Raw genomic sequence first — 15,505 nt, 5'->3', positions numbered from 1 at the left:
GCTAATGCTCGAGCTTGATGTTACTCGTTTTGACGTTACGCAACGGATTATCAAAAGTCCCATCTTGTCCTACAAACGCCGCATCGGGGTGGTGTTCGGCGATAATCTGCTTGATTTGACCGGCATGCGCTTCGTCGGTATATACCAACATGATCGCCTTGCCTTGCTGTAATTCTTTTTCCAGATTGGTAATACGATAATTACGATGACTCAGTCCCACCAGACCACCAATCCAGCCACCAAACCCGGTTAACAGAAACAAAATAAAAATCGAGTTGACCATTTTTATTTGCCATCCGTAAGGTTGTAAATAGTAGATTGCGGTGGAAAACACCACTCCTAACAGCATCCCGACAATCGCGCCTCTAACTATCTTGTGCACCACATCACGTTCTTCGATGATTGACGCTTCTTTAACCTGATGACCGGCAAAGTCCTCACTGCGTTCACTGACAAAATGGATGTTGTCGGCGGCTACGCCCAGACTCACAATTTCATTTTGAATCTGATCACTGTTTTTCAGGTTATTGAGCAAAAATTGATATTGCATAACAGTTACCTCTACTGGTTGTTACCAGTATAAGCTTATGCCGCAAAGCGGATTATTGGCATGTATATGCGTAAATGGTCTTAAAGGATAGCTTGATACTTCCAGGAACTATTAAAAATTCACTTCTGCCGGTTGCCAATGTACTGGCGTCGAGAACAGCTCGGATAATTTGTCATTTAAATCCGAAAACTGGGTCACTTTTGTCGATTGCCCGCTGACACACTGCCAGGTAAAACGATGACAATTGTTCTGGAATAAATCATAACGGTCGTAGTTGAAAATCCGCGCAACCGCGCGATTGGCACATTGCCGCTCAAGCAGGGGTTGTTTTTGTGCGTCGCAGGCGACAAAAATGCGTTCACCACTGCGATTGGCTAAAAAGCGCGCAGGTGAAATAGCTCTAATCAAACCGTTGCCCTTAAGTTCAATAATCTGATCATCAAACCAAATTCCTGAATGCTCAAAGACACCATAAATACCACAACAGACCACCGAACCATTTCGCGGTGTCACCATAAGGTGATCTTCCCCCGGGAAATAACCAACGGTATACCGGCTGCGCTGTTGCTCTTTATGTATATGGTGGCCCAAAGCCAGACTGCCCAGCCCGGCCCCCAACCACAGCAAGGGTATTGGCATAATGTTCTCGTTCAATATTTTGTTTCAGTTTTAACAAGGTCCACTGCTGTGACAAGTTAAACAATGTAAATTGTTGTGACATAGACAAGTTGTGACTTAACAGTCAAGGCTGACTGTATTAACCTGTAGCTAATTTCAACAATTAGACCTAAAAATGCCCAACAATACTTCCGGAAGCCACTTTTTTGCCCATCTTGCCCGAATGAAACTGATTAATCGCTGGCCACTTATGCGTAATGTCAACACTGAAAATGTCCAGGAACACAGCTTGCAGGTCGCCATGGTTGCCCATGCTTTGGGCCTGATTAAAAACCGTTATTTTGACGGACAGGTAGATCCTTACAAGGTAGCCACTATTGCCCTGTTTCATGATGTATCCGAAGTGCTGACCGGTGACCTCCCTACCCCGGTCAAATATTCCAACCCGGCTATCCAGCAGGAATATAAAAAAATTGAGAAACTGGCGGAACAGAAACTGATCGAGATGGCACCGGAAGATTTCAGACAAGATTATGCCGAGCTGATCGATGCGCAGCATCACAGTGAAGACGAATGTTTTCTGGTCAAAGCTGCCGATGTCATCTGTGCTTATCTCAAAACCCTGGAAGAATTGGCCGCCGGTAATCAGGAGTTTGATTTGGCCAAAAAACGTTTGGATAAAATCATCCAGGCTTACGAGTCTGATGAAGTCAATTACTTTATGCAGATGTATATGCCGAGCTTTTCGCTCAGCCTGGATGAAATAACTCAGGAGGAATTACAATGATGTCACCGGTATGGACTGAGCGCTGCTTTGAAAATAACCCAAACCGTGAAAATGACCATCGTTCTCCCTACCAGCGTGATAAAGCCCGAGTATTACATTCCGCCGCCTTTCGTCGCTTGCAGTCCAAGACGCAGGTATTGGGCGTCGGACTTAACGACTTCCACCGTACCCGCCTGACCCATTCATTGGAAGCCGCCCAGATTGGCCAGGGAATTGTCGCCCAGTTACAACAAAAACATCCCGAACTAACCCACAAGCTCGAACTGGATAACAATCTTATCGAAACCATTTGTCTGGCACATGATATCGGTCATCCCGCCTTCGGACATGGTGGAGAAATCGCGCTGCATTACATGATGCGTGAGCACGGCGGCTTTGAAGGCAATGGCCAAACATTCAGAATTATCTCCAAACTTGAACCTTATACATTGGCGCATGGTATGAACTTGTCACGGCGGACCGTGTTGGGGTTGGTGAAATATCCCAGTACAATGAGTCATCTGGGTTACCAGAATCAGTCGGGAGAACCGGCCAGTTTTCGCCAGCTCAAAGCGTCGCAATGGCATCCACCCAAAGGGTTGTATGACGACGATCAGGATATTCTGGACTGGTTGCTGGCTCCGCTCGATAAGCAGGATCGTGAGCTATTTTGCAGTCTGCAAAACAATCCTGCCGGAAAGCGGAAAACCCGCTTCAAATCCTTTGATTGTTCTATTATGGAACTGGCCGACGATATAGCTTATGGTATCCATGATCTCGAAGATGCCATTACCATGGGGATTGTTAAACGTGACGATTTTGTCACTGGCGTCGCCGATAAACTTGCCGATCTGGGCGACGGCTGGTTTACCCAGAACATCAGCGAATTAACTGACAAACTGTTTAGCCATCATCATTATCAACGTAAAGATGCCATTGGTGCGCTAGTTAATAAACTCATCACCTCAATCAGCATCCAAGCCACCCATGACGACTTCCAGCTGCCATTACTAAAATACAATGCCGCACTGGATGACTGCCATCATCAAGCATTAAGCGCATTTAAAGATTTTGTGTTTAAACATGTTATTAGAAAAGCCGATATTCAGCGGCTTGAATATAAAGGTCAACAAGTCATTATGGAGCTATTTGAAGCTTTCAGTTCTGATCCCCAGCGACTGTTACCGGAAAACACCAGCGAACGCTGGTTGACAGCCTCGGAGAAAAATAAGGGACATCGGGTCATCTGTGATTATATTTCCGGTATGACAGATGGCTACGCTGCGCGCATCCATCGTAACTTGTTTGTACCCGATATAGGTGGCGCTTTTATATAATCTGACCATTAATCGCTAACACAGGTATCCATAAACAGGCAGATACCAGAATGGAGCTGCTTAGCAACAACATTATGGTGGTTGCGGCAACATGACCAAAATAAACGCTTGGTTGAGAGAGCCGGTGCTGCTGAAGGGATAACATCACTTGGCTAAAGACTTCCCTGACGTCCTGAACTTTCGGGCTGATCCAATGTTGAAAAGGCTTAAGCATAATCAACAAGCAGCCAAACGCAGCTTCAATCCCACCAAACTCAATAAAAATCAGTAATTCCAGAGCAAAAGGGGCTGCCGCCAGTAATACCAATAGCATTAACACTTTTTTTAATCTGGGGCGTTGTTGCAAAAAATTCATGTTACGTCCTTGTTTTATATCCCAATCAAATACTGCCGATACGCTGTTCAATATAAGGGCAATAATATTTTTTTTTCAATATTATTAATAACTTAATTAATCAACCCTGACCTTTTGACAATAATCCCGATAATTCGATAAAAAGTAGACAAAAAACACTTGCATGTTTATTTATACAGTACTACTGTATATAAAATACTGTACAAACAAACAGGTGATATATGGCAACTTTAAAATTTAACAATACCCGTAGTGATGAATCAGGTTTAATCAATATGCATATCAATCAGCAGCAAAGGCTTGATCATCTGATACAGAGCAATCTCCAGCATCGTAAATGGCTCTATGTATTGAGTGAGCGATTAGCCATTCGTGATTGCCCGGAATACTGTATAAAACTGAATAAACCACAACCAATGAAGCTATTTAGCTGGCTGGAAAAAATTATTCAGGCGGGTCAGGCCAATGCCATTGTGGTAGAAGAATTAAAACTGGATGAAATGTCGAAAAAAAGATTAAAACTGTTATGTAATCAATATAAGGTGACAGTAGTTAACCTTAACCTGCACACCACCGATAATCTGGTACAGGGTCCTTGGTAGTTGCCGGTAAAAAGACAGTAGAGCAATAGTGGAATAATGATTTGAATTGTTATTGTGGTAGCAACACTTCTTATCAACAGTGTTGTGACAAGCTGATTAAAGGCCAAAAGCAGGCGCAGACTCCGGAGCAGCTTATGCGATCGCGCTATGCAGCCTATGCCACCGGCGAGTTTGGCTATATTCACCAAACTTATAGTCAACAACATGCAGATATTCCCGATGTTGAGGAGATACGCCAACACGCGTTAGGCACGCAATGGTTGCAATTAACTATCGAAAGTAGCCGTGTAGTAATGAACAGCGGTGAAGTTGAGTTTAGAGCTATATACCAGCAAGATGGTGTGCTTTATCAACTGCATGAGAGATCTGCTTTTGTAGTTGAAAACGGTCAATGGCGCTATCTTAGTGGCGAAATTCTGCCCGACTCGGGTCCGTTATAAAGCCACTATAGATAACGCATAGAGCAACAAGTGTTTTCAGTTTTCAACAGATTAAAAATAGCTGTTATTTAAACCGGGTAAGCAAACTGGAAGTATCCCAACGATTACCCCCCATTTTCTGTACATCGGCATAGAATTGATCCACCAGTGCCGTGAGTGGCAATGTAGATCCATTATTACGCGCTTCCTGTAAGGCAATATTCAAGTCCTTGCGCATCCAGTCCACTGCAAAGCCATGCTCATATTCGCCCTTTAACATGGTTTGATAACGATTCTGCATCTGCCATGATTGTGCCGCACCTTGACTGATCACCTCAATCACAGCTGCGCAATCCATTCCTGCCTGCTGACCAAAATGTAAGGCTTCAGCCAATCCCTGCACCACACCGGCAATACAGATCTGGTTCATCATTTTTGCCAACTGCCCACTGCCGGAGCTACCTAATAATTTGCAACAACGGGCAAAACTTTGAATAGCAGGTTCTACTCGGTCAAAATCCACCACATCGCCTCCGGCCATAACAGTGAGTTGACCATTTTCTGCACCAGCCTGACCGCCAGAGACAGGAGCATCAACAAAACCCACTTGTTTGCCTTTACAACTGGCATATAACTCACGAGCGACTTGTGCGGAAACAGTACTATGATCAACCAGCACACTACCCGCTGCCATTGTTTGCAACACCCCCTGCTCGGCTAATACCACTTCACGCACATCGTCATCGTTACCTACACACAGAAACACAATTTCGGCATTAGTCGCAGCTTCGGCCGGACTTTTTGCCATTCTTCCTGCATATTGCTCACACCACTTATTGGCTTTAGAGGTAGTGCGATTAAATACGCACACATCAAACCCCTGCTGTTGTAAGTGGCCCGCCATGGGGTAACCCATAACACCTAATCCGATAAAAGCGACTTTTTGTGACATATTTTTCTCTTTAAAAGGGGACGTTAAACTGCAAACTCAACCGCGTTGTTAGCTGTCAATATCCAAGACTACCAGCTAAATTATTCGCATTGGGATCCAGTCATCCCGACAACCAGTTACATTGAAACTAAAGTTCAATACACTCTAACCATATCAAGGCGTTAAAGGTTACACTATTGAAAAACCACATACCATTTGAAGGATAACTAATGAGCGATAATATCTATCAATTTTCGGCAACCAGAAATGATGGAACGGAGCAATCATTGCAGGAATACCAAAACAAAGTGGTATTAATTGTTAATACCGCCAGTAAATGTGGTTTTACCCCACAGTATGAAGGACTACAAAAAATCTATCAGCAATACCAGCAATATGGCCTTGAAGTATTGGCTTTTCCCTGCGATCAATTTGGTCATCAGGAGCCAGGTGACGATGGAGAAATCGCCCAGTTTTGCAGCCTTAATTTCAACACCCAGTTCCCGTTATTCAAAAAAATAGAGGTAAACGGTGACAACGCTCATCCGCTCTATCAATATTTAAAAAGCCATGCCAAAGGGTTACTCGGTAGCCAACGAATCAAATGGAATTTCACCAAGTTCCTGATTAATCGCCAGGGCGAAGTTGTCAAACGCTATGCACCCACGGCCAAACCGGAAAGTCTGGTGCTGGACATCAAAAAACAATTAGGCTGAAACATAAAAATGAATGTATTGATATTCAGCGCCAAAAAATATGATCGCAAATACCTATCCGAGCATAATCAGTCAGGCCAGCTCAGCCTGACTTTTACCGAGACCAGACTCGGCCCGGGATCTTGCCAGTTAGCCGGTGGATACGATGCTATCTGCGTTTTTGTAAACGACGTTGTTGACGATCAGGTGCTGGATTTTCTCGCAACTAACCAAGTCAGGCATATTGCCTTGCGCTGTGCCGGTTTTAATAATATTGATCTGGCTAGCGCACGGCGCCATGGCATATCGGTATCCCGTGTTCCACATTATTCCCCCGAATCGGTCGCTGAACATACTGTCAGCCTGATGCTCACATTAAACCGCAAAACCCATAAAGCCTTTAACCGTGTCAGGGAAAGCAATTTCTCGCTAAACGGTTTATTGGGTTTTAATATGTTTAATAAAACGGTGGGGATTATCGGTACAGGTAATATTGGCATTGCAGTGGCGAATATCTTACTTGGAATGGGATGCAAGTTGCTTTGCCATGATCCCTTGCCTAATCCTGCTCTACAGGAAAAAGGTGTGCAGTATGTGGAACTTGGACCGCTATGCCAGCAAGCGGATATTATCAGTTTACATTGTCCGTTAACTGCCGCCACAAAGCATATTATTAATGCTGATTCAATTGAACAGATGAAACCCGGGGTTATGCTAATTAATACTTCCCGCGGTGGCCTGATTGATACGCCGGCTGTGATTAACGGTTTGAAAAGCCACCAAATAGGCTATCTAGGGCTGGATGTGTATGAAATGGAATCGGAACTGTTTTTTGAGGACTTGTCTGACACCGTGATTCAGGACGATACTTTTGAACGCTTGCTCAGCTTTCCGAATGTTCTGCTCACCGGCCATCAAGGCTTCTTTACTCATGAAGCCTTGCAACAAATAGCCCAAACAACCTTAAATAATCTGAGACTATTTGCCGCTGATAAAAGTGATCCTGAAACCTTCTTGACCTTATAGCAATTGTTATAAAGCAGCTGTCTATTTTAACTGGACTGTCGCGCGATCAGATGAAAATATTTACCTAGCCACATATAAGGCTCGTGTTTTCCCCATTTTAGTTCCAGCTCTTTGAGTTGTTGATAATGACTCTGCTGAATGGCCTTGTCGCGCACATAATCATGGAAACAGCGAATTCCGGCCTGATGAACAATCGGCATAGATAACCTTTCCAATTCAGCAATAACCTGTTTGGGTGCGATAGCATTATTCGGATTAAGCCTGACTCTGTTACCAACCGCAAAATCCTTGTCGATATAATCAAAATTGCCGTACAACACATTACCAAACAGATGGGCATCCCGATTAAAAAAGCTTAACGACAAAATACCAGCCGGCTTAACCAAAGACTTCAGCTTTTTAATAATGGCTAGCGGCTCTTGCAGCCACTCCAGCACTGCATGACAAATCACCACATCATACTGCTGATGATCTAGCTGCTGAATCTCCCCCTGCTGATAACTGAAACCGCGATATCCTGAACATTGTTGTTGAGCAAGTACCAGCATGTCCGCAGAAATATCATTCACATGTACCCGGTGGCCCCGTTCCAGCAATGCCAGCGCCATTTCCCCGCTACCGCCACCGGCCTCAAGTATATTGACAGATTCGGCCGGTAAATAGCGATCCAGATAGTGCAGCAGCAGTTCATGACGTAACTGGCCTTTAGTGGTGCCATAAATATTGCGCTGAAATTTATTTGCTATCGAATCAAAGCTTTGATCTGGTTTATGATGGGGTTTCATTTGCTACAAGTTGCCTGTTATGGAAATATTTACGCTCAAAAAAATCGCATCAATGTTATTGATGCCACTGCCTCTTATTGTGACACTTTTACTGATTAGCTGGATATGTATTTATCGGCAACGTCAAAAATGGGCATATAGTTTACAGGCAATCGCCGTAGCGACATTATTACTGACTTCCACTTCCTGGCTACCCAATCAACTATTGGGTGAGCTGGAGCAACAATACCACCAGTTTGATTTAGCCACGCCAGTCAAAAAAATTGTAGTAATGGGCTGTGGCCACACTAATGATGGGCGTTTACCCATCACTTCACAGTTAAAACCCTGTTCTTTGTACCGGCTTATTGAGGCTATGCGCATTCAACAAGCCAATCCTGGCAGTCTATTAATTACCTCGGGTTATTCGGAAGAGCCTTTTAGCAATGCCGAGGAGATGCGTAACTTGGCCATCAGTCTGGGCGTCGCTCCGGAACGGATCCTGATGCAAACACGCTCTCGAGATACTGAGCAGGAAGTCATCAATCTCAAACCTATGCTCAGCCAGCAACCTTTTGCGATGGTCACCTCCGCAAGCCATATGCAACGGGCGATGCATTTGTTTGAACAACAGGGCTTGCATCCTATTGCTGCCCCCACCGAGCATTTTGTTAAACAAAGCGACGCTGTTGAACCTGGCTGGTGGAGTGAACTGCCCCATTCAACCAATATCTATAAATTCGAACGCTATTGGTATGAAGCAATGGGACAAATGTGGTTATTTTTGCGAGGTAAATAATTGCGTCAATGGGTTCACCTTACCAATGCATTTTCTGTTGAATAAAATGGGTTAACTTATCGGCATTGGCTTGGTGCTGTGCCACTCTGGGGTGTTGCCCATAGCCGTTAAAATCGAAAAACAGGGTTGAGAGTTTTTGATCATCAAATTTGTCACGCATCGTTTCTACCGCCTGACGAAGATAATCAGGCCAATCCGACCCTTTTCTGGTTGCATCCATACTACCCAATGCACAAATAATTTCGGCTTCGGGATATTTTTGCCGAATCGATCTGACAAAATCAATATAGGCCTCGACCCGTTGTTGCTCGTCAGGTACCACTGCCATTCTACCCTCACGTTCAACCAGCCAGCTATCATTCTGAAATAAGTTAATCAAAACCACATCAGGTGTCCATTGGCTGAAATCCCATTGCGAATCATTATTCCCTACCGCACTAAGCTGATCATAAAATTGCGGCATAATAAAAGGAAACCAGCTGACCATAATACCGATACCACTTTGCGAAATGGTATGTAACTCGGCATCAAGCTGGCGAGCTGCAATAGAGCCATAGGCCAGATAATTATTCTTCTCTGAAAGGTTGTCGTCAGCGCCATTGTAGGCACCTTCGTTGCCCATACCACTAGTGATTGAGTCACCGTATATTTCAATTTTATGTGGCAGTTGCATCGGTGGCGGCAGTAATTTTTGTCCTTCGGCTAGAACAAGTCCCTTAAATGCGGTATTGCCTTCCTCGCCTTCAGTGCGCTTGTAGATCTCGACACTATGCTTACCTTCGCCCAGGCTGTCTGATAACCAGTAGGTTTTCTCACCTTTTTCAGCCTGAATAACATAAGGATAGCGATCATCCCCATCGATGATCACATTAAAGAAGTTTTTGCCCTGGTCATCATCCAATATCACGGACAAGGCCGTACCACTAAAATTGGCTTTAATACTTGTCCCTGGCCAGGATAATAATGGCGCTCGCGGGTCGGAAAAATCGATACGTCCGGTATAAATATAAGCATTATTATCTGGACTGATTCTGACATTATCGGCAAATGCCGCATTGCCCCATACTAAACAAATTAATAACAACCCAATTGATTTATTTAACTGCATTATGTTCTCTACTTATTTAAAATTTAAAAATCATTACACCGGATTATCGATATCGATAAAAGTCACGTCCAGACCAAAATTTTCAGCCAAATACTCCCCAACAGCTTTGGCGCCATAACGCTCACTAGCATGATGACCTGCAGCAAAAAAGTGAATCCCCATTTCCCTGGCAGTATGAATGGTTTGTTCTGATGCTTCGCCAGTAATAAAGGCGTCAATTCCCTGACTGGCCGCCAAATCTATATACCCCTGACCGCCACCTGTGCACCATGCCACAGTTTTAATCGAATCTTCACCACATTTTTCAACCAGAGGCTGCCGCTTTAGCTTTGTTGCGATCCTCTGTTCAAGCTCTTTTACCGATATCGACGATTCAAAATAACCTTGCATCGCCACACTTTGAGGGTTATTGATTTCCAGACCCCCACTCACTTTTAAGCCAAGAATGTTGGCTAGCCGGGCATTATTACCCAGCTCCGGATGTATATCCAAAGGCAGATGGTAGGCATACAGGTTGATATCATGATTGAGCAATGCCTGTATACGACGCTTTTTCATGCCAGTGATACGTTCATCCTCTCCTTTCCAGAAATAACCATGATGAACAAAAATCGCGTCGGCCTGGCATTCAATGGCTTTGTCAATCAGCGCCTGACTGGCCGTCACACCGGTAACCAATTTGGATATTTGCAATTTTCCTTCTACTTGCAGCCCATTGGGGCAATAGTCTTTAACCTTATCTGGCTTCAACAGGTTATCCAACTCTGTCAGTAGTTGCTTATTATTTATACTCATATCGCTTATCCTGTCGCCATAATTAGACATCTAAATTAAAAAGAGGTATAAAATGCCCTCACTTTTTAATCATAGAGAAAAACGGAACTATCCCGCAATGAGTAAACTGGATAAAGATCAAGTTATCGAAAAATTTACCCAAGCCTATAAGGCTGCCAACGGCAAAGCTCCGGTTATCGAAGCCAAAGGTGGTTGGTATAGTGTCGACGGTGAAAAAAATGTCCGCCTTGCGCAATTAGATGAGCAAGCTGATGAATTAGCCGCCAGTAAAAAAGCCCCGGCCGCAAAAGCAGAAAAGGCGACTCCAGCCAAAAAAGCTGAAGCAGCACCTAAAGCTAAGAAAGCTGCTGTCAGTAAAAAAGCGGAAAGTACACCTAAACCGGCTAAAAAATCTGCAGCCAAGAAAACCAAAAAGTCAGCAGGTTTCTCGGTAAAAGAATTTTGGAACAACTTGCTGAAATCAAAAGATCACGATTGCGATACACCTCGTTAATCTATTCCCAGATCTAGCAGCAAATAAAAAAAACCTGTCAAATGACAGGTTTTTTTGGTTGATGCTATCCGGTTTTACCTAATTTCACTGTATAGCCGGGTTTATGCCGTTTTACTGGGATAAAATCACTACGGGCACAGACCAGTGTTTGTAATTCCGCACTGACCTGTAGCTCATATTGATTATTGTTTAACTGCTTGGTGACGGTTGCAATACGAGCCTGGAAGCTTCCTCTTTTAATAAATACTTTCTTACCGACTAATGTCGATGAAACAGAACCATTCTGGTTTGACAAATTGCTGGGGCGCATCGCCTGCTTAAAAGACGTTGTAAATTAGCGCTAATCTAACCTGTTTCACCTGTTTAGGTAAGTATTAGCGAAAATACCCATCCAGCTTAACGAATACTCGATTGGCGATAAAAAAAGCACCTTTACAGGTGCTTTAGTTTGTTTCTATAGCTTGGAGTTTTCTACCCGGCTTTTGAGCTTTTGTCCGGGTCTGAATGTCACCACCCTTCTCGCCCGGATGGGAATATCTTCACCGGTTTTAGGATTCCGTCCAGGCCGTTCATTCTTTTGACGTAAGTCAAAATTACCAAAACCCGACAGTTTTACCTGTTCCCCTGCTTCGAGCGCTTCCCTGACTTCTTCAAAAAAAGTTTCAACCAGTTCTTTAGCGTCACGCTTGTTGATCCCCAACTTCTCAAATAAATGATCCGCCATTTCTGCTTTGGTGAGTGCCATATATTCATTCCCTCAAGGATGCATCAAATTTTTCAGATAATACCGCTACAATGTCATTAACCATTGCCTGAATTTCTTGCTCTTCAAGTGTTTTTGTCGAATCTTGTAAAGTTAAAGAGATTGCCAAGCTTTTTTTGTTTTCAGCAATACCCTTACCTTTATATACGTCGAACAAGTTTAGGCCAACTAATTGATTTACGCTACATTTTTCAATAGTAGACAGAATTTCACCAATTGCAATTCGTTCATCAACAACAATGGCAATATCCCGCTTATTTGCCGGAAATTTGGATATTTCTTTTGCCGACGGTAAAACCCGTTGCGAAATTTTGTCCAAATAAAGCTCAAACGCCAGTACTTTGGCGTTTAAACCTAACTGCTTGTCAAATTTCGGATGCAATGTACCAACATAACCAACTAACTGATCATCACAATAAACGGCCGCTGTCTGTCCAGGATGCAGAGCACTGTGTTGGGCCGCTTTAAAGCTGAACTGACCGGGATTAGCGGTATTGGCCAACAGCATCTCGACATCCCCTTTAATATCATAAAAATCAACCGACTCGGATGCCAGATCCCAATGTTCACCATAACGGCTGCCGGCAATAACACCGGCAATCATGGATTCCTGACGTACGCCATTCTCGGCCTCCTGATCAGGAATAAAACGCAGTCCCGTCTCGAACAAGCGAATACGTCCTTGCTGGCGTTTTTGGTTATATGAAACGGCTTGTAACAATCCAGTCCATAAACTGACCCGCATCACCGACATATCAGATGCGATAGGATGCGGTAACACCAGCCCGGCTAGATCCGGGAACAATGCCGATTGCACTGCGGGATCAACAAACGAATAGGTAATAGCTTCCTGATAACCACGATTCACTAGCGTCTGCTTCAGACTGCTCAGCGGTAACTCAGCTTCTCGGCGACCAGACAGATGTAAATGCGCTAACGGAGCCTGATCGGCAATATTGTTATAACCGTATACCCGTGCGACTTCTTCAATCAGATCTTCTTCAATGCTGATATCGAATCTATAACTAGGCACGTTAACATGCCATTCCAGATCGTTATCAATCCGGTTTTGCGCCACTTCCAGCCCTAGGCGTTGCAGAATGTCGGTCACCTGCCCGTCATCGATTTTCACCCCAAGCAGACGGGTTAAGCGCGATTGACGCAATTTTACACTGGCAGTCTGTGGAATATGCTTTTCATCCACTGCTTCAACAATAGGACCAGCCTGACCACCAACAATATCCAGTAGTAACGCTGTAGCGCGTTCCATTGCAGTACGTTGCAATTGCGGATCAACCCCGCGCTCGTAGCGATGGGATGCATCGGTATGCAAACCATATTGACGGGCACGGCCGGTAATTGCCAAAGGTGCAAAAAAGGCACTTTCCAGAAAAATATCCGAACTCTCCGACGTCACACCCGAATGTAATCCGCCAAATACGCCTGCCATGGCTAACGCTTTGTTGTCATCGGCAATAACCAAAGTATCAGCGTTCAGCTCAACTTCATTACCATCCAGTAAAACCAGTTTCTCTTTATCATTGGCCAACCGGACATTAATTCCCCCATCAATTGCAGACAAGTCAAACGCATGCATAGGGTGACCCATTTCCAGCAACACAAAATTGGTCACATCCACCACCGGGTCAATACTGCGCACGCCACATCGACGCAATTTTTCCTTTAACCATAACGGGGTTGCCGTGTTCAGGTTAATCCCTTTAATAACCCTGCCAAGATAACGGGGGCACGCCTCGGGTGCAGACAAGGTAATATCACGCTTATCATCAATACTGGCCGCTATCGACTGTATCTCTGGTTCTGTGACCTGAGCCTGGTTCAATACCCCAACTTCACGCGCCAATCCTCGAATACCCAGACAATCAGCCCTGTTCGGGGTCAAATCGACTTCGATTGTGACATCGTCCAGTTGCAGATATTCGCGAATATCCTGACCTAACGGCGCATCTTGCGGCAATTCAATAATGCCGTCGTGATCATCAGATAATTGTAGTTCCGAATTGGAGCACAACATGCCAAAAGAAGGTTGACCACGCAGTTTAGCTTTTTTAATCTTGAAGTTGCCCGGTAAAACAGCCCCTACCATAGCAACTGCGACTTTTAAGCCTTGTCGACAATTGGGCGCACCACATACGATATCCAGCAGTTCATCCTGCCCCACATCAATTTTAGTTACGCGTAACTTATCCGCATCGGGATGCTGGCCACATTCAACCACTTCACCGATCACTACCCCGCTAAATTCGCCCGCAACCGGTTCGACACTGTCAACTTCCAGTCCGGCCATGGTAATTTGATGGGCAAGTTGTTCAGAAGATACTGCAGGATTAACCCACTCTCTTAACCACTTTTCACTGAATTTCATTGTCAATTGCCCTTACTTGAACTGTTTGATAAAACGTAAATCATTTTCGAAGAATGAACGCAGATCATTGACGCCATAACGGATCATGGTAAGTCGCTCGACGCCAATACCAAAAGCAAAACCGGTGTACACTTCCGGATCGATATTAACTGCCTTAAGCACATTAGGGTGTACCATTCCACAACCCAGGACTTCCAGCCATTTACCATTTTCCTGCATTACATCCACTTCAGCTGAAGGCTCTGTAAAAGGGAAGTAGGATGGGCGGAAACGCACTTCCAGCTCACGCTCAAAAAAATGATTCAAAAAGTCATGTAATATGCCTTTGAGTTCGGCAAAGTTGACATTTTTGTCCACCATCAAACCTTCAACCTGATGAAACATCGGTGTATGCGTCTGATCATAATCATTACGGTATACTCGTCCGGGAGAAATAATCCGTAACGGGGGTTGTTCCGTTTCCATGGTACGGATTTGCACGCCGGAGGTTTGCGTACGTAGCATCAGGTCGGGATTAAAATAAAAAGTATCATGATCAGCACGGGCCGGGTGATGAGCCGGAATATTCAAGGCATCAAAATTATGAAAACCATCCTCCACTTCCGGGCCAGTTTTAACGCTAAAACCAATCTCGGCGAAAAAGTTTTCCATCCGCTCAATGGTGCGGGTAACAGGGTGCAATCCGCCCATCTCGATACTACGTCCGGGAAGGCTGACATCAATGGTTTCTGCCGCCAACTTGGCGTCCAGCTCAGCAGCTTTCAACTCTTCACCACGTAGATGAATTACCTGCTGAATTTGCTGTTTGGCCTGATTAATTTTTTGACCTGCTGCCGGGCGCTCTTCATTGGATAATTTACCCAATCCTTTCAGCAATTCGGTCAACTTACCTTTTTTACCCAGATATTCGACTCGAACCGCATCCAGCTCGGTAGGCTGCGAGGCACTATTAATCTGTTCTTCGGCTTGTTTGATTATGGCAATTAAGTCCATTATTTCTCCAACAGGAATTGCGATACGCTGGCCACACGGGGCCATAAATAAAAGACAGCGATTTTACACGAAATAGCCATTTATCCGCCAGTTTTGCGGCAATAA

Annotated in this window: 19 protein-coding genes; 8 read left to right on the top strand and 11 right to left on the bottom strand. The window is 44.4% G+C overall.

The window, feature by feature from the left end:
* Position 1: 1 nt before the first annotated feature.
* Positions 2-550, bottom strand: a complete 549-nt coding sequence (locus V1467_RS08590) for a hypothetical protein (protein ID WP_416308381.1) — start codon at positions 548-550, stop codon at positions 2-4.
* Between the two features lie 111 nt (positions 551-661).
* Positions 662-1,189 (bottom strand): hypothetical protein, encoded by a 528-nt coding sequence (locus tag V1467_RS08585; protein WP_416308380.1) that lies wholly within the window; start codon positions 1,187-1,189, stop codon positions 662-664.
* A 154-nt stretch (positions 1,190-1,343) separates the two neighbouring features.
* Here V1467_RS08585 and yfbR point away from each other — a divergent pair, with 154 nt between their 5' ends.
* Positions 1,344-1,955: a 5'-deoxynucleotidase gene (gene yfbR, locus V1467_RS08580; protein WP_416308379.1), complete on the top strand. Its 612-nt coding sequence runs from the start codon at positions 1,344-1,346 to the stop codon at positions 1,953-1,955.
* The gene (locus tag V1467_RS08575; RefSeq protein ID WP_416308378.1) at positions 1,952-3,271 is read left to right on the top strand and encodes an anti-phage deoxyguanosine triphosphatase; all 1,320 of its coding nucleotides are present in this window, start codon (positions 1,952-1,954) and stop codon (positions 3,269-3,271) included. The genes yfbR and V1467_RS08575 overlap by 4 nt, the downstream gene beginning before the upstream one ends.
* Here the strand turns inward: V1467_RS08575 and V1467_RS08570 are convergent.
* A complete protein-coding gene (locus V1467_RS08570) occupies positions 3,264-3,626 on the bottom strand; it encodes a hypothetical protein (protein WP_416308377.1) in 363 nt (120 codons plus the stop codon). The genes V1467_RS08575 and V1467_RS08570 overlap by 8 nt on opposite strands.
* A 221-nt stretch (positions 3,627-3,847) precedes the next feature.
* Here V1467_RS08570 and V1467_RS08565 point away from each other — a divergent pair, with 221 nt between their 5' ends.
* Together V1467_RS08565 and V1467_RS08560 are read left to right on the top strand one after the other, a co-directional pair.
* Complete coding sequence (locus V1467_RS08565; RefSeq protein ID WP_416308376.1) at positions 3,848-4,228, top strand: hypothetical protein; 381 nt, start codon at positions 3,848-3,850, stop codon at positions 4,226-4,228.
* 41 nt (positions 4,229-4,269) lie between these two features.
* Positions 4,270-4,668, top strand: coding sequence for a YchJ family protein (locus V1467_RS08560; protein WP_416308375.1), 399 nt, complete (start codon positions 4,270-4,272; stop codon positions 4,666-4,668).
* A 64-nt stretch (positions 4,669-4,732) separates the two neighbouring features.
* On the opposite strand, the gene V1467_RS08555 is transcribed toward V1467_RS08560, so the two are convergent.
* A complete protein-coding gene (locus V1467_RS08555) occupies positions 4,733-5,599 on the bottom strand; it encodes an NAD(P)-dependent oxidoreductase (protein WP_416308374.1) in 867 nt (288 codons plus the stop codon).
* Positions 5,600-5,808: 209 nt separating this feature from the next.
* Here V1467_RS08555 and V1467_RS08550 point away from each other — a divergent pair, with 209 nt between their 5' ends.
* Positions 5,809-6,294 (top strand): glutathione peroxidase, encoded by a 486-nt coding sequence (locus tag V1467_RS08550; RefSeq protein ID WP_416308373.1) that lies wholly within the window; start codon positions 5,809-5,811, stop codon positions 6,292-6,294.
* Between the two features lie 9 nt (positions 6,295-6,303).
* Positions 6,304-7,299 (top strand): 2-hydroxyacid dehydrogenase, encoded by a 996-nt coding sequence (locus tag V1467_RS08545; RefSeq protein WP_416308372.1) that lies wholly within the window; start codon positions 6,304-6,306, stop codon positions 7,297-7,299.
* Positions 7,300-7,325: 26 nt separating this feature from the next.
* Here V1467_RS08545 and V1467_RS08540 read toward each other — a convergent pair whose 3' ends face one another.
* Positions 7,326-8,084 (bottom strand): methyltransferase, encoded by a 759-nt coding sequence (locus V1467_RS08540; protein ID WP_416308371.1) that lies wholly within the window; start codon positions 8,082-8,084, stop codon positions 7,326-7,328.
* 19 nt (positions 8,085-8,103) lie between these two features.
* Here V1467_RS08540 and V1467_RS08535 point away from each other — a divergent pair, with 19 nt between their 5' ends.
* Positions 8,104-8,862, top strand: coding sequence for an ElyC/SanA/YdcF family protein (locus V1467_RS08535; protein WP_416308370.1), 759 nt, complete (start codon positions 8,104-8,106; stop codon positions 8,860-8,862).
* A 19-nt stretch (positions 8,863-8,881) separates the two neighbouring features.
* On the opposite strand, the gene V1467_RS08530 is transcribed toward V1467_RS08535, so the two are convergent.
* Both V1467_RS08530 and V1467_RS08525 read right to left on the bottom strand, forming a co-directional pair.
* Complete coding sequence (locus tag V1467_RS08530) at positions 8,882-9,970, bottom strand: SGNH/GDSL hydrolase family protein (protein WP_416308369.1); 1,089 nt, start codon at positions 9,968-9,970, stop codon at positions 8,882-8,884.
* 33 nt (positions 9,971-10,003) lie between these two features.
* The gene (locus V1467_RS08525) at positions 10,004-10,765 is read right to left on the bottom strand and encodes a Nif3-like dinuclear metal center hexameric protein (RefSeq protein ID WP_416308368.1); all 762 of its coding nucleotides are present in this window, start codon (positions 10,763-10,765) and stop codon (positions 10,004-10,006) included.
* A 97-nt stretch (positions 10,766-10,862) separates the two neighbouring features.
* On the opposite strand from V1467_RS08525, the gene V1467_RS08520 reads away from it, so the two are divergent.
* Complete coding sequence (locus V1467_RS08520; RefSeq protein WP_416308367.1) at positions 10,863-11,258, top strand: hypothetical protein; 396 nt, start codon at positions 10,863-10,865, stop codon at positions 11,256-11,258.
* A 64-nt stretch (positions 11,259-11,322) separates the two neighbouring features.
* On the opposite strand, the gene V1467_RS08515 is transcribed toward V1467_RS08520, so the two are convergent.
* The 4 genes from V1467_RS08515 to pheS form a co-directional block, all read right to left on the bottom strand.
* On the bottom strand, positions 11,323-11,568 hold the full coding sequence (locus tag V1467_RS08515; RefSeq protein ID WP_416308366.1) for a hypothetical protein: 246 nt from the start codon (positions 11,566-11,568) through the stop codon (positions 11,323-11,325).
* 144 nt (positions 11,569-11,712) lie between these two features.
* Positions 11,713-12,003 carry an integration host factor subunit alpha gene (ihfA, locus tag V1467_RS08510; protein ID WP_416308365.1) on the bottom strand — a complete coding sequence of 97 codons (291 nt, stop codon included), beginning with the start codon at positions 12,001-12,003 and terminating at the stop codon, positions 11,713-11,715.
* A 4-nt stretch (positions 12,004-12,007) separates the two neighbouring features.
* On the bottom strand, positions 12,008-14,407 hold the full coding sequence (pheT, locus tag V1467_RS08505; protein WP_416308364.1) for a phenylalanine--tRNA ligase subunit beta: 2,400 nt from the start codon (positions 14,405-14,407) through the stop codon (positions 12,008-12,010).
* 12 nt (positions 14,408-14,419) lie between these two features.
* Positions 14,420-15,403 carry a phenylalanine--tRNA ligase subunit alpha gene (pheS, locus tag V1467_RS08500; RefSeq protein ID WP_416308670.1) on the bottom strand — a complete coding sequence of 328 codons (984 nt, stop codon included), beginning with the start codon at positions 15,401-15,403 and terminating at the stop codon, positions 14,420-14,422.
* Positions 15,404-15,505 lie beyond the last annotated feature (102 nt).

The sequence above is a fragment of the Neptunicella plasticusilytica genome (assembly GCF_047922965.1).
Classification (GTDB): Bacteria; Pseudomonadota; Gammaproteobacteria; order Enterobacterales; family Alteromonadaceae; genus Neptunicella; species Neptunicella plasticusilytica.
This window is presented reverse-complemented; position numbering and strand designations above follow the sequence as displayed.

Coding starts and splice junctions, on each gene's coding strand:
- V1467_RS08590 (WP_416308381.1), bottom strand. CDS start 550: ATGCAATATCAATTTTTGCTCAATAACCTGAAAAACAGTGATCAGATT.
- V1467_RS08585 (WP_416308380.1), bottom strand. CDS start 1,189: ATGCCAATACCCTTGCTGTGGTTGGGGGCCGGGCTGGGCAGTCTGGCT.
- yfbR (WP_416308379.1), top strand. CDS start 1,344: ATGCCCAACAATACTTCCGGAAGCCACTTTTTTGCCCATCTTGCCCGA.
- V1467_RS08575 (WP_416308378.1), top strand. CDS start 1,952: ATGATGTCACCGGTATGGACTGAGCGCTGCTTTGAAAATAACCCAAAC.
- V1467_RS08570 (WP_416308377.1), bottom strand. CDS start 3,626: ATGAATTTTTTGCAACAACGCCCCAGATTAAAAAAAGTGTTAATGCTA.
- V1467_RS08565 (WP_416308376.1), top strand. CDS start 3,848: ATGGCAACTTTAAAATTTAACAATACCCGTAGTGATGAATCAGGTTTA.
- V1467_RS08555 (WP_416308374.1), bottom strand. CDS start 5,599: ATGTCACAAAAAGTCGCTTTTATCGGATTAGGTGTTATGGGTTACCCC.
- V1467_RS08550 (WP_416308373.1), top strand. CDS start 5,809: ATGAGCGATAATATCTATCAATTTTCGGCAACCAGAAATGATGGAACG.
- V1467_RS08545 (WP_416308372.1), top strand. CDS start 6,304: ATGAATGTATTGATATTCAGCGCCAAAAAATATGATCGCAAATACCTA.
- V1467_RS08540 (WP_416308371.1), bottom strand. CDS start 8,084: ATGAAACCCCATCATAAACCAGATCAAAGCTTTGATTCGATAGCAAAT.
- V1467_RS08535 (WP_416308370.1), top strand. CDS start 8,104: ATGGAAATATTTACGCTCAAAAAAATCGCATCAATGTTATTGATGCCA.
- V1467_RS08530 (WP_416308369.1), bottom strand. CDS start 9,970: ATGCAGTTAAATAAATCAATTGGGTTGTTATTAATTTGTTTAGTATGG.
- V1467_RS08525 (WP_416308368.1), bottom strand. CDS start 10,765: ATGAGTATAAATAATAAGCAACTACTGACAGAGTTGGATAACCTGTTG.
- V1467_RS08520 (WP_416308367.1), top strand. CDS start 10,863: ATGAGTAAACTGGATAAAGATCAAGTTATCGAAAAATTTACCCAAGCC.
- V1467_RS08515 (WP_416308366.1), bottom strand. CDS start 11,568: ATGCGCCCCAGCAATTTGTCAAACCAGAATGGTTCTGTTTCATCGACA.
- ihfA (WP_416308365.1), bottom strand. CDS start 12,003: ATGGCACTCACCAAAGCAGAAATGGCGGATCATTTATTTGAGAAGTTG.
- pheT (WP_416308364.1), bottom strand. CDS start 14,407: ATGAAATTCAGTGAAAAGTGGTTAAGAGAGTGGGTTAATCCTGCAGTA.